The organism is Pseudomonas sp. NPDC086566, from assembly GCF_050280885.1.
Lineage (GTDB): Bacteria > Pseudomonadota > Gammaproteobacteria > Pseudomonadales > Pseudomonadaceae > Aquipseudomonas > Aquipseudomonas vlassakiae.
Map to the genome: position 1 here is coordinate 141,436 of NZ_JBNNWD010000001.1, position 20,299 is coordinate 161,734.

The 20,299-nt window shown below is 63.9% G+C and carries 18 protein-coding genes; 5 read left to right on the forward strand and 13 right to left on the reverse strand.

Annotated features, from left to right (window positions below):
• Positions 1 to 81: 81 nt before the first annotated feature.
• The 4 genes from ACQKPS_RS00635 to ACQKPS_RS00650 form a co-directional block, all read right to left on the reverse strand.
• Positions 82 to 912, reverse strand: a complete 831-nt coding sequence (locus ACQKPS_RS00635; RefSeq protein ID WP_254480598.1) for an alpha/beta fold hydrolase — start codon at positions 910 to 912, stop codon at positions 82 to 84.
• Between the two features lie 130 nt (positions 913 to 1,042).
• The gene (locus ACQKPS_RS00640) at positions 1,043 to 2,395 is read right to left on the reverse strand and encodes a glutamine synthetase family protein (protein WP_427602116.1); all 1,353 of its coding nucleotides are present in this window, start codon (positions 2,393 to 2,395) and stop codon (positions 1,043 to 1,045) included.
• A gap of 9 nt (positions 2,396 to 2,404) precedes the next feature.
• On the reverse strand, positions 2,405 to 2,956 hold the full coding sequence (locus tag ACQKPS_RS00645; RefSeq protein ID WP_254480595.1) for a helix-turn-helix domain-containing protein: 552 nt from the start codon (positions 2,954 to 2,956) through the stop codon (positions 2,405 to 2,407).
• Positions 2,949 to 4,238, reverse strand: coding sequence for an NAD(P)/FAD-dependent oxidoreductase (locus ACQKPS_RS00650; RefSeq protein WP_427602118.1), 1,290 nt, complete (start codon positions 4,236 to 4,238; stop codon positions 2,949 to 2,951). Before ACQKPS_RS00650 ends, ACQKPS_RS00645 begins: the two co-directional genes overlap by 8 nt.
• 132 nt (positions 4,239 to 4,370) lie before the next feature.
• Between ACQKPS_RS00650 and ACQKPS_RS00655 the strand changes: the two genes are divergently transcribed.
• The 3 genes from ACQKPS_RS00655 to ACQKPS_RS00665 all read left to right on the forward strand — a co-directional run bounded on the left by ACQKPS_RS00655 (position 4,371) and on the right by ACQKPS_RS00665 (position 7,558).
• Positions 4,371 to 5,258 (forward strand): LysR substrate-binding domain-containing protein, encoded by an 888-nt coding sequence (locus ACQKPS_RS00655; RefSeq protein WP_427602120.1) that lies wholly within the window; start codon positions 4,371 to 4,373, stop codon positions 5,256 to 5,258.
• A 93-nt stretch (positions 5,259 to 5,351) separates the two neighbouring features.
• Complete coding sequence (gene aguA / locus ACQKPS_RS00660) at positions 5,352 to 6,461, forward strand: agmatine deiminase (RefSeq protein ID WP_427602122.1); 1,110 nt, start codon at positions 5,352 to 5,354, stop codon at positions 6,459 to 6,461.
• Positions 6,461 to 7,558, forward strand: a complete 1,098-nt coding sequence (locus tag ACQKPS_RS00665) for an extracellular solute-binding protein (RefSeq protein ID WP_427602124.1) — start codon at positions 6,461 to 6,463, stop codon at positions 7,556 to 7,558. The genes aguA and ACQKPS_RS00665 overlap by 1 nt, the downstream gene beginning before the upstream one ends.
• Before the next feature lie 128 nt (positions 7,559 to 7,686).
• On the opposite strand, the gene ACQKPS_RS00670 is transcribed toward ACQKPS_RS00665, so the two are convergent.
• The 8 genes from ACQKPS_RS00670 to ACQKPS_RS00705 form a co-directional block, all read right to left on the reverse strand.
• A complete protein-coding gene (locus ACQKPS_RS00670) occupies positions 7,687 to 9,645 on the reverse strand; it encodes a DNA topoisomerase III (protein WP_427602125.1) in 1,959 nt (652 codons plus the stop codon).
• A 168-nt stretch (positions 9,646 to 9,813) separates the two neighbouring features.
• The gene (locus ACQKPS_RS00675; RefSeq protein WP_054886827.1) at positions 9,814 to 10,242 is read right to left on the reverse strand and encodes a GNAT family N-acetyltransferase; all 429 of its coding nucleotides are present in this window, start codon (positions 10,240 to 10,242) and stop codon (positions 9,814 to 9,816) included.
• The gene (locus ACQKPS_RS00680) at positions 10,235 to 11,401 is read right to left on the reverse strand and encodes a cupin domain-containing protein (RefSeq protein ID WP_054886826.1); all 1,167 of its coding nucleotides are present in this window, start codon (positions 11,399 to 11,401) and stop codon (positions 10,235 to 10,237) included. Before ACQKPS_RS00680 ends, ACQKPS_RS00675 begins: the two co-directional genes overlap by 8 nt.
• 81 nt (positions 11,402 to 11,482) lie before the next feature.
• Positions 11,483 to 12,853 carry an adenylosuccinate lyase gene (purB, locus tag ACQKPS_RS00685; protein WP_254480586.1) on the reverse strand — a complete coding sequence of 457 codons (1,371 nt, stop codon included), beginning with the start codon at positions 12,851 to 12,853 and terminating at the stop codon, positions 11,483 to 11,485.
• 217 nt (positions 12,854 to 13,070) lie between these two features.
• On the reverse strand, positions 13,071 to 13,697 hold the full coding sequence (hflD, locus tag ACQKPS_RS00690; RefSeq protein WP_027919723.1) for a high frequency lysogenization protein HflD: 627 nt from the start codon (positions 13,695 to 13,697) through the stop codon (positions 13,071 to 13,073).
• Complete coding sequence (gene mnmA, locus ACQKPS_RS00695) at positions 13,694 to 14,818, reverse strand: tRNA 2-thiouridine(34) synthase MnmA (protein WP_427602129.1); 1,125 nt, start codon at positions 14,816 to 14,818, stop codon at positions 13,694 to 13,696. Before mnmA ends, hflD begins: the two co-directional genes overlap by 4 nt.
• Positions 14,819 to 14,877: 59 nt before the next feature.
• The gene (locus ACQKPS_RS00700; protein WP_254480582.1) at positions 14,878 to 15,318 is read right to left on the reverse strand and encodes an NUDIX hydrolase; all 441 of its coding nucleotides are present in this window, start codon (positions 15,316 to 15,318) and stop codon (positions 14,878 to 14,880) included.
• A gap of 120 nt (positions 15,319 to 15,438) precedes the next feature.
• Positions 15,439 to 17,664 carry an NADP-dependent isocitrate dehydrogenase gene (locus ACQKPS_RS00705; RefSeq protein WP_427602131.1) on the reverse strand — a complete coding sequence of 742 codons (2,226 nt, stop codon included), beginning with the start codon at positions 17,662 to 17,664 and terminating at the stop codon, positions 15,439 to 15,441.
• Positions 17,665 to 18,130: 466 nt separating this feature from the next.
• Between ACQKPS_RS00705 and icd the strand changes: the two genes are divergently transcribed.
• Complete coding sequence (icd, locus tag ACQKPS_RS00710) at positions 18,131 to 19,387, forward strand: NADP-dependent isocitrate dehydrogenase (RefSeq protein ID WP_254480580.1); 1,257 nt, start codon at positions 18,131 to 18,133, stop codon at positions 19,385 to 19,387.
• Between the two features lie 67 nt (positions 19,388 to 19,454).
• Here the strand turns inward: icd and cspD are convergent, their stop codons facing one another.
• Positions 19,455 to 19,706 carry a cold shock domain-containing protein CspD gene (gene cspD, locus ACQKPS_RS00715; protein WP_427602133.1) on the reverse strand — a complete coding sequence of 84 codons (252 nt, stop codon included), beginning with the start codon at positions 19,704 to 19,706 and terminating at the stop codon, positions 19,455 to 19,457.
• 229 nt (positions 19,707 to 19,935) lie between these two features.
• Between cspD and clpS the strand changes: the two genes are divergently transcribed.
• Entirely contained in the window at positions 19,936 to 20,298 is a 363-nt protein-coding gene (gene clpS / locus ACQKPS_RS00720; protein WP_016488124.1) for an ATP-dependent Clp protease adapter ClpS, read from the forward strand.
• Position 20,299 lies beyond the last annotated feature (1 nt).

Genomic DNA, 20,299 nt, shown 5'->3' on the forward strand with positions numbered 1-20,299 from the left:
CAAACGGTTGCCAGTGCCGGCCTCTTCGCGGGCTTGTCGAGGCGTCGAACCGCCGCGAAGAGGCCGGTACGGCAAACCCCATCAGCCTTGGATGAACGCCAGCAGATCCGCGTTGATCACATCGGCATGGGTGGTCGGCATGCCATGCGGGTATCCCTTGTAGGTCTTCAAGGTGCCATTGGGCAGCAACTTGGCCGACAGCAGGCCGGCGTTTTCATAAGGCACGATCTGGTCATCATCGCCATGCATGACCAGCACCGGCTGTTTGATGCCATTCAGATCCTCGGTGAAATCGGTCTGCGAGAACGCCACGATGCCGTCGTAATGCGCCTTGGCACTGCCGATCATGCCCTGGCGCCACCAGTTGCCGATGACGCCTTCCGACGCTTGCACCCCCGGTCGGTTGTAGCCATAGAACGGACCCGTCGGAACATCCCGGTAGAACTGTGCACGGTTGCTGGCGACCTGGGCCTGGAAGTTGTCGAACACCGACTTGGGCAGGCCGCCAGGATTGGCCGGCGTCTGCACCATCAACGGTGGCACGGCGGCGATCAGCACGGCCTTGGCCACCGGGTCACCAGGATACCGGGCCATGTAGCGCACCACTTCGCCACCACCGGTGGAATGGCCCACATGCACTGCGCCCTGGATGCCCAGGTGGTCGACCACGGCTGCGACATCGTCGGCATAGTGGTCCATGTCGTGGCCGTCCCACACCTGGCTGGAGCGCCCATGGCCGCGGCGGTCATGGGCGACCACGCGAAAGCCCTTGGCGAGGAAGAACAGCATCTGCGCGTCCCAGTCGTCGGCGCTGAGCGGCCAGCCGTGGTGGAAGTGGATGACCTGGGCATCGCGTGGCCCCCAGTCCTTGTAGAAGATCTGAACGCCATCCTTCGTGGTTACGTAGCTCATGGTCGTGTCTCCTCAGTGCACGAACCGAAGTGAGCTATTGAGAATAGGAGGGATTGCGCACGGCGTCGGATTTTGTAGTGGCAGTACCGGCATCTTCGCGGGTAAACCCGCGAAGAAGCCAAAATCTATGTCACAGGAACCAGCGGTATTCCCGCGCACTGACTTCCTGCATGAACGCCAGGTGGTCCTGGCGCTTGTTCTCGCAGTACACCATCACGAACTCTTCCCCCAGCCCTTCGTTCACTGCCGGGTGGCTGCGCATGGCTGCGACTGCGCCGAGCATGTCCTTGGGGAAATCGATGCCGCTGCTGCGATCTTCGTTCAGCGGCGCAATCGGCTCCTGCGCGGCATCCAGCCCATGCTCCATGCCACACAGGATCGCCGCCAGCACCAGGTACGGGTTGGCATCCGCCCCCGCCAGCCGGTGCTCGATACGCAGATTGCGCGCATCCGATTCGGGAATGCGAATGCACGCATCGCGGTCCTCGAAGCCCCAGCTCGCACGGCTGGCGGCATTGACCATGGCGCCATAGCGGCGAAAGGCATTGTGGTTGGCAGCGAAGACCGGCATGCAATGCGGCAGCAACGCCAGGCAGCCGGCCACCGCGTGGCGCAGCGGGCGCTGCTGGTCGGCGGCCAGCAGGTTGTTGCCAGCTTGGTCGTACAGGCTCACATGCACGTGCATGCCGCTGCCAGGCGCCTGCAGGTAGGGTTTGCTCATGAACGAGGCGCGCAGCCCGTGCTTGAGCGCGACACCCCGGGTGCTGCGGCAGAACAGGGCGGCCCAGTCGGCCGCCTGCAGGCCGTCGTCGCAGTGGCCGAAGTTGATCTCGAACTGGCCGGGGCCCAGTTCGGCGGTGATCACGTTGGCGTCCACGCCTTGCGCCTTGGCAGTGTCGACCATGTCATGCAGCACGTCGCTGAAGCGCGACAGCCGTTCGATGTGCATGTTGGGTTGGTCGTCCGGGTCATCGCTGAGCGGGTCGCGGGGGAACTGCGGCAGCCCTTGCTTGAGCGCCCGGTCGAACAGGTAGAACTCCAGTTCGAATGCCACCACCGGGCGGATGCCACGTCGCTCGAGGCGCTGCAGCACGCGGGCGAGGACCTCGCGGGGTTCGAACTCGATGGGCGCGGCAGTGCCGTCGGAACTGATCAGCATCTGCCCCAGTGGCTCGCGCTCCCAGATCACCGGCTTGAGCGTGCCGGGGATCAGGCGGCGGATGGCATCCGGGTCGCCGTCGTTGAAGCAGTAGTCGCCGATCGGGAACAGCCCGCCTTGTACGCCCAGCAGCACGCAATTCTGTGGCAGTTTCAGCGGGCTGCCGGCGGCAACCTTTTCCAGCATGTCGATCGGATAGCGCTTGCCGTAGAAGTGCCCAGGGATGTCCAGGCTGAGCAGGTCGACATGGCTGACGTCGGGGTGGCGGGCACGGAACGCGCGGACTTCACTGAGCAGATCGGGAAAGCCTGTTGTTAGGGGCATGCTGTGCTCTCATCGGAATACCCAGAGGACGCGGGTCGTCTGGTCGGTCAGGTTGGCGTAGCGGAAGTGGCGGTTGGGCGGCAGCTGGAAGCTGTCGTTGGGCGCGAGGGTCACGGCCTGTTGGTCATCGGCTAGCCAGAGGGTCAGTTCGCCTTCGAGGACGAAACCCCCTTGCTCGGAGCTGTCGTCCAGGTGCCCCTCGCCACTGCTGGCGCCGGGCGCCAGGTGGCTTTCGAGCATGGCGAAACGGCCGTTGAGGGTCGGTGAGACCAGCACGTCGCTGATGCCTTCGGCGTAGTAGATGGTGCGCCGCTCGCCGGGGCGGGTGACCCAGTCCAGCGCGGGTGGCTGGCTGGCCTGGTAGAAGTAGGTGGTCGGCACCTGCAGGGCTTCGCTGATCGCCGTGAGGTCGGCCACGGTCGGCTGCGACAGGCCGCGTTCGACCTGGGACAAGAAACCCAGTGAGCGTTTGACCTTGCCCGCCAGCTCATCGAGGGTCAGCCCGCGGTGCTTGCGTAGGTCGCGGATCAGCAGGGCCAGGCCCTGGGCGTCTTCAGACATGATCACGCATCCTGTACCAGGCCTTGGCCGCTGCCTCCAGGGGTGCGGCCAGCAGGTCACCGCCCGGGAAGCGGCCGTTGTCGATGCCCTGGTACAACGCCAGCAGGTCGTCGTCGCCGAGGATGGCATCGCTGACCGCCCGCGCGGCGGCCAGGGTCGGCAGCACGCCGTGGCCGGAGAAACCTTGCAGCCAATAGCGCTGGCCCTCGCGGCCGACGTCCGGGGTGCGCTGGATGCTGCAGTCGATGTGGCCGCCCCAGGCATAGTCGATGGCCACCCCGGCCAGTTGCGGGAACACCCGTTCCAGGTAGGGGCGCGTGGCGCTGGCGACGTCCTTTGGAATGCCGCCCAGGTAGGTGCAGCCACCGCCGAACAGCAGGCGGTGATCGGGGGTGAGGCGGAAGTAGTCGGGCACGAACTGGTTGTCGATCACGCAGCTGTTGCGCGGCAGCAGCGAGCGGGCGAACTCGGCATCCAGCGGTGCGGTGGCCACCTGGTAAGACCCGACCGGCAGCAGCCGGCGCGACAGGCTGCGGTCGAGGCGGTCGATGTAGGCATTGCAAGCCAGTACCAGCACCCCACAGCGTACCTCGCCATGTTCGGTGCGGGCCACGTAGCCGTTGGCGCCGGGCTGATAGCCAAGCACCTGGCTCTGCTCGAAGATGCGCCCGCCATGGGCTTCGATCGTGGCGGCCAGGCCCTGGGCCAGTTTCAGTGGGTTGAGGTGCGCACCCTTGGCGTCATACAGTGCGGCCTGGTAACGCGGGCTGTCGATCCATTGCGCCAGTTCGTCGCGGCCGATCAGGCGCAGGGCGTCGTAGCCCCATTTGTGCTCGGCGTCGTGCAGGGCTTCTTCGAGCAACTTTATCCGCCGGGGCAACACGGCGGTCCACAGGCTGCCGAGCCGGTAATCGATGTCGAAGCCATGGCGCTGGGGCAGTTCGCGCATCTCGTCGGCGGCCCAGCACATGCTGTCCCACAGGCGCCGGGTGCGTTCCACGCCCAGCGCTTTCTCCAAGGGCGGCATATCGCACGACCAGCCCAGCAGCGCCTGGCCACCGTTGCGACCGGAAGCGGCCCAGGCCACCCGGCTGGCTTCCAGCATGATCACGCGCTTGCCGGCCAGGGTCAGGCGCAGCGCGGTGTGCAGGCCGCTGAAACCGGCGCCGATGATCAGCACATCGGTGTCGTGCGAGCCTTGCAGGGTAGGGCGTAAGGGAATGCTGGCAGGGTAGGTCCGGGCGTAGTAACTGGCGACGTGTTGGGCGGATTGCTTGAACATGCCTTGGCCTCGTGAAATTTCTTGTGATTATTTTCATGAAAATCTAGCAGCGAATTTTCATGGCGCCAGGGCCGTTCGTCTTTTTTCAGGGGTTGTATATGATCCGCAGGCCACCCCTGACAGGAAACCGCGATGCGCCGCCTGCCTTCCCTGACCGCCCTGCGCACCTTCGAATGCGCTGCACGCCATGGCCATTTCGGCCGCGCCGCTGCCGAGCTGTGCGTGACCGACAGCGCCGTCAGCCATCAGATTCGTCAGCTCGATGAGCAGCTTGGCGTGGCCCTGTTCGAGCGCGTCGGCCGCCAGGTGCGCCCCAGCGCCGAAGCCGAACGCTTGCTGCATCACCTGCAACAGGCCTTCGAACTGATCGGCAAGGCCTGTGACGAACTGCGCGACCCGGCATCGCAAGCGGTACTGAGGGTGGCGGTCACAGCGGAGCTGGCGCAGAAATGGCTGGTCGCGCGCCTGGCCGATTTCAGCGGTCGCTACCCTCACATCACCCTGCACCTGCACGATCAACCGATCGATGCCGGTGCCCCGGCGCTGGACGTCGACCTGGCCATCACCTACGGCACCGGTGCGCTGGACGCCAGCACCCATTTCGTCCGGCCCCTGCCGCTGCTGCAGTTTTTCCCGGTATGCAGCCCCGGCCTGTTCAACCAGGGCGGGCTCAAGCGTCCGCGCGACCTGGTGCGCCATTGCCTGCTGCATGATGACCAGGACGGCCGCACCTGGACCACCTGGCTGGCCACTCACGCCGAGGACGCCTTGCCCACCCGTCAGCTGTATTTTCCCCATGCCGCGCTGGCGCTGGAGGCTGCGCTGCTGGGGCAGGGCGTGGCGATGGGCGACAACCTGACGTGCCAGGCCGACCTGCAGAGCGGCCGGCTGGTGCGCCCGTTCAATGCCAGCGTGACGGCGCAGGGGCAATATGCGCTGGTGAGCGAACGGCTGCGCCTCGAACGGGCACCGGTGGCCGACTTCATCGAATGGTTCATCGAACAGCTGAGCGATAGCTGAATTGAATTCAGCTATCGCTGAGTTTTCATCGTTGGATGCCGCAAGCGCGGCGGCGTAGCGTGCAGCCATCACTCACCGATACGAGGTTGACCCATGGCACGTTCGCTCACCACCACCCCCAAGGCCGATGGTTTCCGCCTGCCCGGCGAATTCGAGCGCAAGGCGGGCTGCTGGCTCGGCTGGCCAGAGCGCCCGGATGTCTGGCGCAACGGCGCCAAGCCTGCGCAGAAGGTCTGGGTCGAGATCGTCACGGCAATCGCCTCCAGCGAGCCGGTCACGGTCTGCGCCTCCGCTGGCCAGTACGCCAACGCCCGGCGCCTGCTGCCAGCGCAGGTCCGGGTAGTGGAAATGACCTGCAACGACACCTGGTTCCGTGACAGCGGTGCCTGCTTCGTGGTCAATGACGACAGTGGTGAAGTGCGTGGCGTCGATTTCGAGTTCAATGCCTACGGTGGGCTCGACGGTGGCCTCTACTACCCCTGGGACAAGGACGACCAGATCGCTCAGAAAATCCTCGAGATCGAAGGCCTGGACCGCTACCGCGCGCCGCTGATCGCCGAGCTTGGCGGCATCCAGAGTGACGGCCAGGGCAGCCTGCTGACCACCGAGCAATGCCTGCTCAACCGCAACCGCAACGCCCACCTGGGCAAGGCCGAGGTGACCCGTCGCCTTGAAGATTACCTCGGTGCGGACCAGGTGATCTGGCTGCCGCGTGGCTGCAAGTTCGACGAGACCGATGGTCACGTCGATGACCTGGCCTGCTTCGTGCGCCCCGGCGAAGTGGTGCTGCAATGGACCGACAACCGTGACGACCCGCAGTGGGAAATCTACCAGGAGGCCTACGACATCCTGCGCAGCAGCCGCGATGCCCGTGGCCGCGAACTCAAGGTGCACAAGCTGCCGCAACCCGACGTGCTGCAATGGACGGCGGAAGAGGCGGCCGGGCTGGATCAGGTCGAAGGCACTCACCTGCGCGAGGCCGGTACCCGCATCTGTGCCTCGTACATCAACTACTACGCAGGCAATTCGGCCATCGTCGTGCCGCTGTTTGGCGACCGCAATGATGCCATTGCCCAGGCAACCCTGGCCGAGCTGTTCCCCGATCACCGCATCATCGGTATCGAAAATTCCCGCGAGATCCTGCTGGGTGGCGGTAATGTCGCCTGCATCACCATGCCGCAATATGCTGGAGGCCGCCGCTGATGAAGCCGAGCGCACTCACCCTTGCGCTCGCCCTGGGCTGCGCCGCCTCGGTGGCCCAGGCTGCCGACGCACAACAGCCAACCGTCAACCTGTACATCTGGGGCGAGTACCTTGCCCCCGATACCTTGACCCGGTTCGAAAAGGAAACCGGCATTCGTGTGGTGGCCGATCACTTCGACTCGCTGGAAACCGCCGAGACCAAGCTGCTGACCGGTGGCAGTGGCTACGACGTGGTGCTCACCGCTGGCCAGCACCTGAGCCGGGCCATTGCCAGTGGCGCCCTGCAGCCGCTGGACAAGTCCCAGCTGCCGCACCTGGCCGGGGTGGGTGAAGAGTTCCGCGAGCACATGGCCATGTTCGACCCAGGCAACCGCTATGCCGGGACCTATGCCTGGGGCACCACAGGGGTGGGTTACCAGCAGCAGGCGGTGACTGCGCGCATGGGCGATGCGCCGCTGGACAGCTGGGCGATGCTGTTCGACCCGCAGGTGGTGGCGAAATTTGCCGATTGCGGGGTGAGCCTGCTCAACGACCCCAATGAAGTGTTCGCCGCCGTGATGCGCTATATGGGCCTGGATATCAACCAGCAGCGTCTTGAGGACCTGAAGGCGGCGGAGGTGCAACTGCGCAAGGTGCGCCCGTACATTCGCTACTTCGACAACGACCGCAACATCAACGACCTGGCCAATGGCGAGACCTGCGTGGCGATGTCGTGGAACGGCAACGTGGCCATCGCCCAAGGGCAGGCGCAGCAGGCGGGCAAGGCGTTTGAGCTGGACTACAGCATCCCGAAGGAGGGCACGTTGATCTGGCTGGATGCGCTGGTGGTGCCCAAGGATGCGCCACACCCGGACGCTGCTTGGAAACTGGTGGATTACCTGATGCGGCCGGATGTGATCGCGCCGATTACCGATACCATCCACTACGCCAATGCGATCACGGCGGCCGATCATCTAGTGGCTGCGCAGATCCGCAATGCGCCGGGGACGTACCCGCCAGCTGAGGTGAGGGCGCGGTTGTATGGCAAGAATGACAATGGCAAGGCATTCAACCGCGAGCTGACCCGGGCGTTCAGCCGGTTGAAAAGTGGGACCTAGGTTTTGTGGTGGCTGTGCTGGCCTCTTCGCGGCTAAAGCCGCTCCCACAGGGATAGCGCTGCATTCGGCATCTGTGCAGTACCTGTAGGAGCGGCTTTAGCCGCGAAGAGGCCGGCACAAGCGCTGCATCAGCCAGAGGTCTTGCGCCGTGGTTGCTTCGGCTTGCTGGCAAATGTTTTACCTTCGCTAGCTTTGCCTTTCCCACTAGTGCGGCGCTTCTTCTTCCAAGGCGCCGCCTTGCCCACCGCTGGCCCGGTAATGGTCATGCGCATCCCGCGGCAACGCTCCACCAGCTTGCCCATCCACGCCGACTGCCGGGTGACGAACTCTTCCAGGCTCATCTCGCCGCTCTGCACCATGTCCAGCGCCTGTTCCCAGATGGCCGTGGTACCTGGGTCGGCAATGGCGCGGGGCACGGCGTCGATCAGGCTGAACGCGGCCGGGGTGGCGGACAGGGCCTTGCCGTTCTTCACCAGGTAACCGCGGTCGAGCAAGCCCTGGATGATGCTGGCGCGGGTGGCTTCGGTGCCGATGCCGGTGGTTTCCTTGAGCTTCTGTTTCAGCCGTGGGTCGTCCACCAGCTTGGCGACGTTCTTCATCGCCTTGATCAGGTCGCCTTCGGTAAATGGTTTCGGTGGCTGGGTCCACAGGTCCTTCAGTTGCACATCGTGCGCGTCGCAGTCCTGGCCTTCGCGCAGGGCCGGCAGCACCTGGGCTGGCTGGGCCTCGCGGCCCTTGGCCGGGGTCAGCGCTTCGGGCAGGGCGCGGCGCCAGCCGGGTTCGACGATCTGCTTGCCGACGGCGCGCAGGGCATGGCCTGCGCAGTCCAACTCGGCCTGGGTGCGATCGTACTCGTGGTTGGGCAGGAATTGCGCCAGGTAGCGCGCACGGATCAGGGTGTAGACCGCCTTGTGCCTGGCCGGCAGGCGGGCCGGGTCGCTGGCGGCTGCCGTGGGGATGATGCCGTGGTGGGCGCTGACCTTGGCGTCGTTCCAGGCGCGTGAGCGGCGCTGTGGCTCAAGGTGGGCTTGCAACGGCGCCAGGCTGGCGTCTGCCCGCTGCAGCGCCGCGAGGATGGCGGGCGCCTCGCTGTGCTGGCTGACGGGCAGGTAGCCGCAGTCGCTGCGTGGGTAGGTGATCAGCTTGTGGGTTTCGTACAGCGCCTGGGCGATGTCGAGGGTTTCCTGGGCGCCGAGGCCGAACTTTTTCGAGCACAGCTCCTGCAGGGTGCCCAGGTCGAAGGGTAGCGGTGCGGCCTCGCGCACGCGCTCGGTGGCGACTTTGAGTACCCGCGCCGTACCGGCATTGTTCATGTCGGCAGCGGCCTGCTGGGCCAGCGCCTGATTGAGGCAGCGGCCCTGGTCGTCGCAGGTGTCTTCCGGTGCGCGCCACTGGGCGTTGAAAGACTGGCCAGCACTTTCCAGCTGGACATCGATGGCCCAGAACGGCACGGGCACGAAATCAGCGATGCTGCGGTCGCGGTCGACCACCAGGCGCAGGGTAGGGGTTTGCACCCGCCCCACTGGCAGCACGCCCTGGTAGCCGGATTGGCGGCCAAGCAGGGTGAACAGCCGGCTCATGTTCATGCCGATCAGCCAGTCGGCGCGGGAGCGGCCCAGGGCCGAGTGGTACAGGTTGAAGGTTTGCTGGCCGGGCAGCAGGCGCGCCAAAGCCTTGCGGATCGAGGCGTCGTCCAGGGCCGACAGCCACAGGCGCTGGACCGGGCCGCGGTAGCGGCAATGCTCGACCAGCTCGCGGGCAATCATCTCGCCCTCGCGATCGGCGTCGGTGGCGATTACCAGCTCGCGGGCTTCGCCAAGCAGGCGTTTGACCGCCTTGTACTGGCTGGCGGTCTTGGGCTTGACCTGCATCTTCCACTTTGCCGGGATGATCGGCAGGTCATCGAGGTTCCAGCGCTTGTAGCGGTCGTCGTAGCTGTCGGGCGGGGCGGTCTCCAGCAGGTGGCCGATGCACCAGGTCACGCAGACGTCGGTACCCTGCCAGCAGCCGTCGGCCTTGCGGTTGGCGCCGAGCACCTTGGCGATGTCTTTCGCCTGTGAGGGTTTTTCGCAGAGGAACAGGCGCATGGCCGGGAACGCTTCATCGGGGAATGATGGGCACTAGGATGCGCAAGCGGGGGCGCGGAGGCAAGTTTTATCTGGATGGATGTACAGGTTTTTGTGAGGGAGAGTGTCTTGAACCTGTGCCGACCCCTTCGCGGGCATGCCCGCGAAGAGGCCAGTGGAGGTTGAGGATCAGGCGCGCGAGTCGCGCACCATGTCCACGTGTGGAATGCCGGCCTCGAGGAACTCCTCGCTGACTACGCGAAAGCCCAGGCGCTCGTAGAACGGCGTGGCATGCACCTGTGCACTGAGCATCTGCTGCTTCAGGTCACGGTTCTGCGCTTCGACGATCACCGCATTCATCAGTGCATCGCCGACCTTCAGCCCACGCCAGTCCTTGAGCACCGAGACCCGGCCAATGGTGCCGTCAGGCAGCAGGCGAGCCGTGCCGATCGGATAGTCGCCTTCCAGCGCCAGGAAGTGTGCGGCGCCCGGATCGTCCGAATCCCACTCCAGCTCTGGCGGTACATGCTGCTCGGCAATGAACACGGCTTCGCGGATACGGCGGATATCAGCGTTGTCCTTGTGCCAGTCGGCAAGGCGCACACGAATCTTATTCATTGGCGAATCCCAGGCTTCCTTGTTTGATCAGCTGCTGGACCAGCATAAGGCCATCTTCATCCTGCAACCACTGCTCAAGGTTGTCGATGTGTAAGGCATCGGCCGAGCACACCAGCTTCAGCAGTTCGCGCAGCTTGGCCGGCAGTGGGCAGCTACGGCCGCTGGCGAACAGCATCAGATCGTCGCCGAGTTCGGACCAGGCCAGCCGCGCGCTCGGGTTGCGGATCAGGATGGCGCCGTCTTCCAGGGCTTCGATCAGCTCGTCCTCGTCCATTTCTTCACCGACTACCTGCTCCGGATAACGCGGCTCGGTCATGAACTGGCCGAACCAGGTCAGCAGCAGGTCCTTGTCGTTGGTGTGCTTGTCGATCAGCGCCTTGAGGCGGTCGAGGGCATCGTGCTGGATCTGGTGCGGGTCGCTGGCAGGCTGGGCATCGGCGTCGCTGTAGCGCTCTTCGTCCGGCAGGAACTGGCCGAGGAAATCGGTGAAATGGGTCAGCACTTCGGCGGCGCTTGGGGCGCGGAAGCCGACCGAGTAGGTCAGGCAGTTGTCCACGGCGACGCCGTAGTGGGCCAGGCGCGGCGGCAGGTAGAGCATGTCGCCCGGCTCCAGGGTCCATTCGCCGCTCTGTTCGAATTCGGCCAGGATGCGCAGGTCGGCGTGCTCCAGCAGCGGGCTGTCGCTGTTGCACATCTGGCCGATTTTCCAGTTGCGCTCGCCATGGCCCTGGAGCAGGAACACGTCGTAATTGTCGAAGTGCGGGCCGACGCTGCCACCTGGGGTGGCGAAGCTGATCATGACGTCATCGATACGCCAGCTCGGCAGGAAGCGGAAGTGCTCCAGCAGTTCGGCGACTTCCGGGACGAACTGGTCGACGGCCTGCACCAGCAAGGTCCAGTCCTTCTCCGGCAGCTCGGCGAAGGTGTCTTCGCTGAACGGGCCGCGGCGCAGCTCCCACGGGTGGGCGCCGTGTTCGAGGACGATGCGCGATTCGACTTCCTCTTCCAGGGCCAGGCCGGCCAGCTCGTCGGGGTCGATCGGGCTTTCGAAGTCCGGGAAGGCCTGGCGCACCAGCAGCGGCTTCTTCTGCCAGTAGTCGCGCATGAATTCGCGGGCCGAGATGCCGCCGAGCAGCTGCAGTGGAGTATCAGGATTCATGTTCAACCTATTGATAAAACGTAATTTTCGTCCGCGAATAAAAACGCCCGGCCAGGCCGGGCGTTGAACGCGACGGTCAGCTTAGATGCGTTTGGCCTGGGCTGCCGCGTTACCGATGTAGGTAGCGGGGGTCAGCAGCTTCAGTTCGGCCTTGGCGTCGGCCGGCATGTCGAGGCCGTCGATGAAGGTCAGCAGCGCGTCTGGCGTGATGCCCTTGCCACGGGTCAGCTCCTTGAGCTTCTCGTAGGGGTTCTCGATGTTGAAGCGGCGCATCACGGTCTGGATCGGCTCGGCGAGCACTTCCCAGCAGGCGTCCAGGTCGGCGGCGATGCGGGCTTCGTTGACTTCCAGCTTGCCGATGCCTTTCAGGCTGGCTTCGTAGGCGATGACGCTGTGGGCGAAGCCCACGCCCAGGTTGCGCAGCACGGTGGAGTCGGTCAGGTCACGCTGCCAGCGCGAGATCGGCAGCTTGCTGGCCAGGTGCTGGAACAGCGCGTTGGCGATGCCCAGGTTACCCTCGGAGTTTTCGAAGTCGATCGGGTTGACCTTGTGCGGCATGGTCGACGAGCCGATTTCGCCGGCAACGGTCTTCTGCTTGAAGTAGCCCAGCGAGATGTACCCCCAGACGTCGCGGTCGAAGTCGATGAGGATGGTGTTGAAACGGGCGATCGCGTCGAACAGCTCGGCGATGTAGTCGTGCGGCTCGATCTGGGTGGTGTACGGGTTGAACTGCAGGCCCAGCTCATCTTCGATGAAGGCGCGGGCGTTCTGTTCCCAGTCGATTTGCGAGTAAGCCGACAGGTGGGCGTTGTAGTTGCCCACGGCGCCGTTGATCTTGCCCAGCAGCGGCACGGCGGCAACCTGGGCGATCTGGCGCTCCAGGCGGTACACGACGTTTGCCAGCTCTTTGCCCAGGGTGGTCGGCGAAGCCGGCTGGCCGTGGGTGCGCGAGAGCATCGGCACATCGGCATGGGCGTGGGCCAGGGCGCGGATGGCGTCGGCGATCTGGCGCATCAGCGGCAGCAGCACATCGTCACGGCCGGCGCGCAGCATCAGGGCGTGGGACAGGTTGTTGATGTCCTCGCTGGTGCAGGCGAAGTGGATGAACTCGCTGACCTTGGCCAGCTCAGGCAGCTGGGCGGCCTGCTCCTTGAGGAGGTACTCGATCGCCTTGACGTCGTGGTTGGTGGTGCGCTCGATTTCCTTGACGCGTTCGGCGTGCTCGAGCTTGAAGTCGGTGGCCAGGCTGTCCAGCAGGGCATTGGCTTCGGCGGAGAACGCCGGCACTTCGCCGATCTGCGGGTGGGCGGCCAGGCGCTGCAGCCAGCGCACTTCGACCAGGGCGCGGAAACGGATCAGGCCGAATTCGCTGAAAATGGGGCGCAAGGCCTGGGTTTTGCCGGCGTAACGGCCGTCTACAGGGGAAACCGCAGTGAGCGAAGAAAGCTGCATGGGGTGTTCTCGGACAGTCAGGCTTTTGGAGGGGCGCATATCATACATGAAAATTGCGCCCGAGTCGGGTGGCTGACCAAAGGTCGGCCTACAAAAGTGTTTGATGCGATCCCTGTGGGAGCGGGTTTACCCGCGAATGCGTCAGTGAGGCCAACATTGCATTCGCGGCGGTTCGACGCTTCGATGAACCCGCTCCCACAGGGTTTGGTGCTGTCTCTCAGGACGGCGAACGCATCATGTCGTACAGTTCGTTGAGCAGCTTGCGCCGGCTGAACACCAACTGCCAGCGATGCCCGCCCAGCTGCCGCCACAGGCGTGCCGCACGGATGCCGGCGAGCAGCAGGGCGCGGATCTTCGAGGCATTGCTGGCCTGCTGCAGGAAGCGCATGTCGCCGTGCACCTGGATGCGCTGGCGCAAGGTGCTCAGGGTGTCCTGGTACAACGCGCCGCTGGAGGCGATGACATTCTCATGCACCAGGCCGAAATGGTCGGCCTGGGACTGGATTTGCGGCAGGCGGTTGCCGATGGTGTCGAGCAGGTCGCCGCGCTTGTTCAGCTGACGCTCAAGACCCAGCATCGACAGTGCGTAGCGCAGCGGTTCGCGTTGCAGGCTGCTGGGGTCGCGCTCGAGGGCGCCGACCAGGGCGCGGTAACCGTCGCGAAGGTTGAGGTCGTCGCCGCCGAACACTTCCAGGGTGTCCTTGGGGTCGCGCACCAGCAGGCTGCCCAGCATGCAGCCAATGTTGGCTTCGCTGGCCTGGCCGGTGCGGGCGATGCGGTCGACCAGCACGGCGGCCTGGAACACGCCGCCCAGGGCAATCAGCTGCTCCTGCAGATTGCTCATGCGCGCGGGCTCCACGGCTCGGCGGTCTCGATCACGCCGCCGCCCAGGCACACATCGCCGTCATAGAACACCACCGACTGACCCGGGGTCACGGCGCGCTGCGGCTCGTCGAACACGGCGCGGTAGCCGGTTTCGGTCAGCTCCAAGGTGCATTGCTGATCGCTCTGGCGGTAGCGCACCTTGGCGGTCAGCCGGCGCGGGCTGCTCAGGTCGACCGGGTTGACCCAGAAAATTTCCGAGGCGAGCAGGGCGCGGGAGAACAGCCATGGGTGTTCGTTGCCCTGGCCGACCACCAGCACGTTGCGGGCCAGGTCCTTGTGCAACACGTACCACGGCTCGTCACCGGCGTCCTTCAGGCCACCGATCCCTAAGCCCTGGCGCTGGCCGATGGTGTGGTACATCAGGCCGTGGTGGCGGCCGATCACCTCACCTTCGGTGGTTTCGATGTTGCCGGGCTGGGCGGGCAGGTACTGCTTGAGGAAGTCGCTGAAGCGGCGCTCGCCGATGAAGCAGATACCGGTGGAATCCTTCTTCTTGGCGGTGGCCAGGCCGTGTTTTTCGGCGATGGCGCGCACCTCGGGCTTTTCCAGCTCGCCGACCGGGAACAGGGTACGGGCGATTTCCTTGCCGCCGACGGCATGCAGGAAGTAGCTCTGGTCCTTGTTCGGGTCCAGGCCCTTGAGCAGCTCGGTCAGACCACCTGTGTCCCGGCGGCGCACGTAGTGGCCGGTGGCGATCAGGTCGGCACCCAGCGACAGGGCGTAGTCGAGGAACGCCTTGAACTTGATTTCGCGGTTGCAGAGGATGTCCGGGTTCGGCGTGCGGCCAGCCTTGTATTCCTCGAGGAAGTGCTCGAACACGTTGTCCCAGTACTCGGCGGCGAAGTTGGCCGTGTGCAGCTTGATGCCGATGCGGTCGCACACGGCCTGGGCGTCGGCCAGGTCTTCACGGGCGGTGCAGTATTCGGTGCCGTCGTCTTCTTCCCAGTTCTTCATGAACAGCCCTTCCACCTGGTAGCCCTGCTCCAGGAGCAGAAGGGCGGAGACGGAAGAGTCCACGCCGCCGGACATGCCGACGATGACGCGGGTCTTGGCGGGGTCTTTGAGTGCTGGGCTGGTCATGGGTACCGGTGTGTATCAAGGGGGAAAAACGCCGATTCTAGCAAAACCGGCGCGGCGCGTCAGTCACGCAGCAAGTCGAGGCTGTGCAGCGGGCCTTTCAGGTAGTCATCGAGGCAGCGCGGCACCAGCTCGCTGCGCCAGCGGCTGGGGTCGGCCAGCAGTTCGTCGCGGGTCAGCCACACGGCGCGGACGATGTCGCTGTCCAGGGCCAGGTCGGCATGGTGGCGCACCGGGCGGGCCGCGAAGCAGATGCGCTGGTAGGTCACGCCATTGCTCGGGGCGGTGTAGAGGTAGATGCCGACCACGCCGGTGAGCTCGACTTCCCAGGCGGTTTCTTCCAGGGTTTCGCGCAGGGCGGCCTGGGGCAGGGTCTCGTTGGGCTCGAGGTGGCCGGCGGGTTGGTTGAAGACGTGCTGGCCTGCCTTGAATTCTTCGACGAAGAGGAACTTGCCTTCTCGTTCGACGATGGTGGCGACGGTGATGTGGGGTTGCCAGGTCATGAACAGCTCCTTAGAGGCCTGCACAGCCCTTGTGGGAGCGCTGGTGGCCAGAAATGGTTTACCCAGAAAGCACAAACCCCGGTGCGTGGCCGGGGTTTGTGCTGTTACTTCAAGCGAACCTTACAGGGCAGCAATGGCGCTGTTCAGGGTCTGGCTTGGGCGCATCACCTTGGCGGTCAGCTCGGCATCCGGGGCGTAGTAGCCACCGATGTCGGCCGGCTTGCCCTGAACGGCGTTGAGCTCGGCGACGATGGTCTCCTCGTTCTCGGTCAGGGTCTTGGCCAGTGGGGCGAAGCGCGCCTGCAGGGCGGCGTCATCGTTCTGTGCAGCCAGCGCCTGGGCCCAGTACAGGGTCAGGTAGAAGTGGCTGCCGCGGTTGTCGATACCACCGACTTTGCGCGAAGGCGACTTGTTGGTGTCGAGGAACTTGCCGGTTGCCTGGTCCAGGGTGTTGGCCAGGACCTTGGCGCGCGGGTTGTCGTAGGTGTTGCCCAGGTGCTCCAGGGAAGCGGCCAGGGCCAGGAATTCACCCAGCGAGTCCCAACGCAGGAAGTTCTCTTCCACCAGCTGCTGCACGTGCTTCGGAGCCGAACCGCCGGCGCCGGTTTCGAACAGGCCACCGCCGTTCATCAGCGGCACGATCGACAGCATCTTGGCGCTGGTGCCCAGTTCCATGATCGGGAACAGGTCGGTCAGGTAGTCGCGCAGCACGTTGCCGGTCACCGAGATGGTGTCCTTGCCTTCGCGGATGCGGGCCAGGGAGAACTTGATCGCATCGACCGGCGCCAGGACACGGATGTCCAGGCCAGTGGTGTCGTGGTCCTTCAGGTACTTCTGCACCTTCTCGATCATCACGCCGTCGTGGGCGCGGGCCGGGTCCAGCCAGAACACCGCCGGGGTATTGCTCAGGCGGGCACGGTTGACGGCCAGCTTGACCCAGTCCTGGATCGGCGCGTCTTTGGTCTGGCACATGCGGAAGATGTCACCGGCTTCGACGTTCTGCTCCAGAACGACGTTGCCTTTGCCATCGACCACGCGGACTACGCCATCGGCCTGGATCTGGAAGGTCTTGTCGTGGGAGCCGTACTCTTCGGCCTTCTGCGCCATCAGGCCGACGTTCGGCACGCTGCCCATGGTGGTAGGGTCGAAGGCGCCATTGGCCTTGCAGTCTTCGATGGTGGCCTGGTAGATGCCGGCGTAGCAACGATCCGGGATGATCGCCTTGGCATCCTGCAGTTCACCGGCGCTGTTCCACATCTTGCCCGAGTCGCGGATCATCGCTGGCATCGAGGCGTCGACGATGACGTCGCTCGGCACGTGCAGGTTGGTGATGCCCTTGTCGGAGTTGACCATGGCCAGGGCTGGACGCTCGGCGTACAGGGCCTGGATGTCGGCTTCGATCTCGGCCTGCTTGTCAGCTGGCAGGTCCTTGATGCGGGCGTACAGGTCGCCGATGCCGTTGTTGGCGTTGAAGCCTACTTCAGCCAGGGCTGCTGCGTGCTTGGCCAGAACCTCGCCGTAGAACGCTTCGACGATGACGCCGAACATGATCGGGTCGGAGACCTTCATCATGGTGGCTTTCAGGTGCACCGACAGCAGTACGCCGGAGGCCTTGGCATCGGCGATCTGTTCGGTGATGAAGGCTTTCAGGGCCTTGCGGCTCATGGTGGCGCAGTCGACGATTTCGCCGGCTTTGACGGCAGTCTTGGCTTTCAGCACGGTGGTGCTGCCATCTTTGCCGGCCAGCTCGATGCGCAGGCTGTCGTCAGCCTCGATCAGTGCGGCTTTTTCGCTGCCGTAGAAGTCGCCGTTGTTCATGTGGGCAACGTGCGACTTGGAGTCGGCGGCCCAGGCGCCCATCTTGTGTGGATGCTTGCGGGCGTAGTTCTTGACCGAAAGCGGGGCGCGGCGGTCGGAGTTGCCTTCGCGCAGCACCGGGTTCACGGCCGAACCCTTGATGCGGTCGTAGCGGGCGCGGGATTCTTTCTCGGCCTCGGTGGACGGCTCGTCGGCGTAGTCAGGGATGTTGAAGCCCTTGCCCTGCAGTTCCTTGATCGCGGCCTTGAGCTGCGGTACCGAGGCGCTGATGTTCGGCAGCTTGATGATGTTGGCTTCAGGGGTGGTAGCCAGCTGGCCCAGTTCCGCCAGGTGATCGCCTACTTGCTTCTCTGCGCCCAGTTGCTCCGGGAAGGCGGCAAGGATACGGCCGGCCAGGGAGATGTCGCGAGTTTCGACGGCGATGTCAGCGGAAGCGGTGAAGGCTTCGACGATCGGCAGCAGCGAGTAGGTGGCGAGGGCGGGGGCTTCGTCGGTGAAGGTATAGATGATCTTGGAACGGGTGGGCATGCGGGTTAACTCTCTGTGTGCTGAGCGTGCTCGAGTCTCGTGGTGCGCAGGGTAGGCGCATCGCCCTGGCTACGCCATGAGCGGAAAGTCGAGAGGCTGCGAGCGGTGATGGTGGATGCATCAGTCGAGCGTCAATGCTGAGCTGCGGTAACAGTCCAGACTTTTCTGGCCAGGCTTGGTGGCCATTCCTGGCCAAGGGCGGTCCGCATTTTCCTGGGATTCGCCCCGATGACCCTTCGGTCGCGGCGGAGTATACCAAACCATTCGGGCTAATCAGCAAGGCGAAGTGACATCGGCGCCATTTATAAGACCAAAGACGTAGGGGCAATGTGGCGTAATGACGCACCATCTGCGTGGCATTCTTCGCGGGCATGCCTGCTCCCACAGCTTGCAGGTCGACGGATGTGGTTTAGGCTCATTGGATCGCATGATGTCCAATCACACCCGACAGCGGAGTAGTGCAAGCATGGGATACCAGAAAATCAAGGTTCCGACCGACGGCGCCAAGATCACCGTCAATGCCGACCATTCGCTCAACGTGCCCGACAACCCGATCATTCCTTATATTGAAGGTGACGGGATTGGCGTCGACGTCTCGCCAGTGATGATCAAGGTGGTCGATGCCGCCGTGCAGAAGGCTTACGGCGGCAAGCGCAAGATCGCCTGGATGGAGGTATATGCCGGCGAGAAGGCCACCCAGGTTTATGACCAGGACACCTGGCTGCCCCAGGAAACCCTGGATGCGGTGAAAGACTACGTCGTCTCGATCAAGGGGCCGCTGACTACGCCGGTCGGCGGCGGTATCCGGTCGCTCAATGTGGCTTTGCGCCAGCAGCTCGACCTTTACGTTTGCCTGCGCCCGGTGCTGTGGTTCCAGGGCGTGCCGAGCCCGGTGAAAAAGCCCGGCGATGTCGACATGGTGATCTTCCGCGAGAACTCCGAGGACATCTATGCCGGCATCGAGTGGAAGGCCGGCTCGCCTGAAGCGAACAAGGTAATCAAGTTCCTCAAGGAAGAAATGGGTGTCACCAAGATCCGTTTCGACCAGGATTGCGGCATCGGCGTCAAGCCGGTCTCGCGCGAGGGCACCAAGCGCCTGGTGCGCAAGGCCCTGCAATATGTGGTGGACAATGATCGCAAATCGCTGACCCTGGTGCACAAGGGCAACATCATGAAGTTCACCGAGGGGGCCTTCAAGGATTGGGGCTACGAAGTGGCCCGCGACGAGTTTGGTGCCGAACTGCTCGACGGCGGCCCATGGATGAAGTTCAAGAACCCCAAGAGCGGCCGTGAAGTGATCGTCAAGGACGCCATCGCCGACGCCATGCTCCAGCAGATCCTGCTGCGCCCTGCCGAGTACGACGTGATTGCTACCCTCAACCTGAACGGTGACTACCTGTCCGATGCCCTGGCAGCGGAAGTGGGTGGCATCGGCATCGCGCCGGGCGCCAACTTGTCCGACACCGTGGCCATGTTCGAGGCTACCCATGGTACCGCACCGAAATATGCCGGGCAGGACAAGGTCAATCCGGGCTCGGTCATCCTGTCGGCGGAGATGATGCTGCGGCACATGGGCTGGACTGAAGCGGCTGACCTGATCATCAAGGGCACCAACGGTGCGATTGCCGCCAAGACCGTGACCTACGACTTCGAGCGGTTGATGGAAGGTGCCACGCTGGTAGGTAGCTCAGGTTTTGGCGATGAAATGATCAAGCATATGTGAGGCAATAAAAACCGGCCGCTCTTGAAGGGGCGGCCGGTTCCTTCGTTTACCGGCAGAGCGGGATGGCTCAGGCGTTGGCGACGACGATCTCCGGAACGGGCTCTGGGCTGATGCTGGCGTTGCCCGAAATGTTCACCGCGTGCTTGCCCTTGGGGCCCTGCACGATATCGAACACCACGACCTGTCCGGCCTTCAGCGTCTTGTAGCCGTCCATCTGGATGGCGGAGTAATGGGCGAAAAGGTCTTCGCTATCGCCGTCAGCATTGATGAATCCGTAGCCCTTGGCATTGTTGAACCACTTGACTTTACCGCTTGCCATCCCTATGTCCCTCTGCAAAGGACTCCATCACTGGAGTATCATCCACTTCATCCGCATACGAACCTGCGAAAAATCTGGTTGACTGCGCGGATCTTTATCGACCACGGTGGGTTCTTATTGGTTGTAACACCGTTTTGCCGTTAGTCAAGGTCAGGTGGCGCGTGCGCCAGCGGCCGCCAATGCAGTCAACCCACAACCTTAACCTGACGCTCATGATGAAATTCTTTCCATGCATGCACCCAGTGAGATTCGACTAACATTCAATCAGGATCGCCCGCAAACGAATGAGGACGACGGCTCAGGGCTTGCGGTACAGGAAGCCAAGCCGATCCTGCAGGCGCCACCTATGTACAAGGTGGTTTTGTTCAACGATGACTACACGCCGATGGATTTCGTCGTCGAAGTGCTCGAAACGTTCTTCAGTCTGAACCGCGAGCTGGCGACCAAGATCATGCTGACCGTCCACACCGAAGGGCGGGCAGTGTGCGGATTGTTTACCCGTGACATCGCCGAAACTAAGGCCATGCAGGTCAACCAATACGCCAGGGAAAGCCAGCATCCGCTACTCTGTGAAATCGAGAAGGACGGTTAAT

Excerpts from the sequence above, each read along its gene's own strand:
- ACQKPS_RS00680 (WP_054886826.1), bottom strand. The coding sequence starts at position 11,401 with ATGAATCCTGATACTCCACTGCAGCTGCTCGGCGGCATCTCGGCCCGC.
- hflD (WP_027919723.1), bottom strand. The coding sequence starts at position 13,697 with ATGAGCAATCTGCAGGAGCAGCTGATTGCCCTGGGCGGCGTGTTCCAG.
- ACQKPS_RS00665 (WP_427602124.1), top strand. The coding sequence starts at position 6,461 with ATGAAGCCGAGCGCACTCACCCTTGCGCTCGCCCTGGGCTGCGCCGCC.
- ACQKPS_RS00705 (WP_427602131.1), bottom strand. The coding sequence starts at position 17,664 with ATGCCCACCCGTTCCAAGATCATCTATACCTTCACCGACGAAGCCCCC.
- mnmA (WP_427602129.1), bottom strand. The coding sequence starts at position 14,818 with ATGACCAGCCCAGCACTCAAAGACCCCGCCAAGACCCGCGTCATCGTC.
- ACQKPS_RS00655 (WP_427602120.1), top strand. The coding sequence starts at position 4,371 with ATGCGCCGCCTGCCTTCCCTGACCGCCCTGCGCACCTTCGAATGCGCT.
- purB (WP_254480586.1), bottom strand. The coding sequence starts at position 12,853 with ATGCAGCTTTCTTCGCTCACTGCGGTTTCCCCTGTAGACGGCCGTTAC.
- icd (WP_254480580.1), top strand. The coding sequence starts at position 18,131 with ATGGGATACCAGAAAATCAAGGTTCCGACCGACGGCGCCAAGATCACC.
- ACQKPS_RS00650 (WP_427602118.1), bottom strand. The coding sequence starts at position 4,238 with ATGTTCAAGCAATCCGCCCAACACGTCGCCAGTTACTACGCCCGGACC.
- ACQKPS_RS00675 (WP_054886827.1), bottom strand. The coding sequence starts at position 10,242 with ATGAATAAGATTCGTGTGCGCCTTGCCGACTGGCACAAGGACAACGCT.
- ACQKPS_RS00640 (WP_427602116.1), bottom strand. The coding sequence starts at position 2,395 with ATGCCCCTAACAACAGGCTTTCCCGATCTGCTCAGTGAAGTCCGCGCG.
- ACQKPS_RS00670 (WP_427602125.1), bottom strand. The coding sequence starts at position 9,645 with ATGCGCCTGTTCCTCTGCGAAAAACCCTCACAGGCGAAAGACATCGCC.
- ACQKPS_RS00645 (WP_254480595.1), bottom strand. The coding sequence starts at position 2,956 with ATGTCTGAAGACGCCCAGGGCCTGGCCCTGCTGATCCGCGACCTACGC.
- ACQKPS_RS00700 (WP_254480582.1), bottom strand. The coding sequence starts at position 15,318 with ATGACCTGGCAACCCCACATCACCGTCGCCACCATCGTCGAACGAGAA.
- clpS (WP_016488124.1), top strand. The coding sequence starts at position 19,936 with ATGCATGCACCCAGTGAGATTCGACTAACATTCAATCAGGATCGCCCG.
- cspD (WP_427602133.1), bottom strand. The coding sequence starts at position 19,706 with ATGGCAAGCGGTAAAGTCAAGTGGTTCAACAATGCCAAGGGCTACGGA.
- aguA (WP_427602122.1), top strand. The coding sequence starts at position 5,352 with ATGGCACGTTCGCTCACCACCACCCCCAAGGCCGATGGTTTCCGCCTG.
- ACQKPS_RS00635 (WP_254480598.1), bottom strand. The coding sequence starts at position 912 with ATGAGCTACGTAACCACGAAGGATGGCGTTCAGATCTTCTACAAGGAC.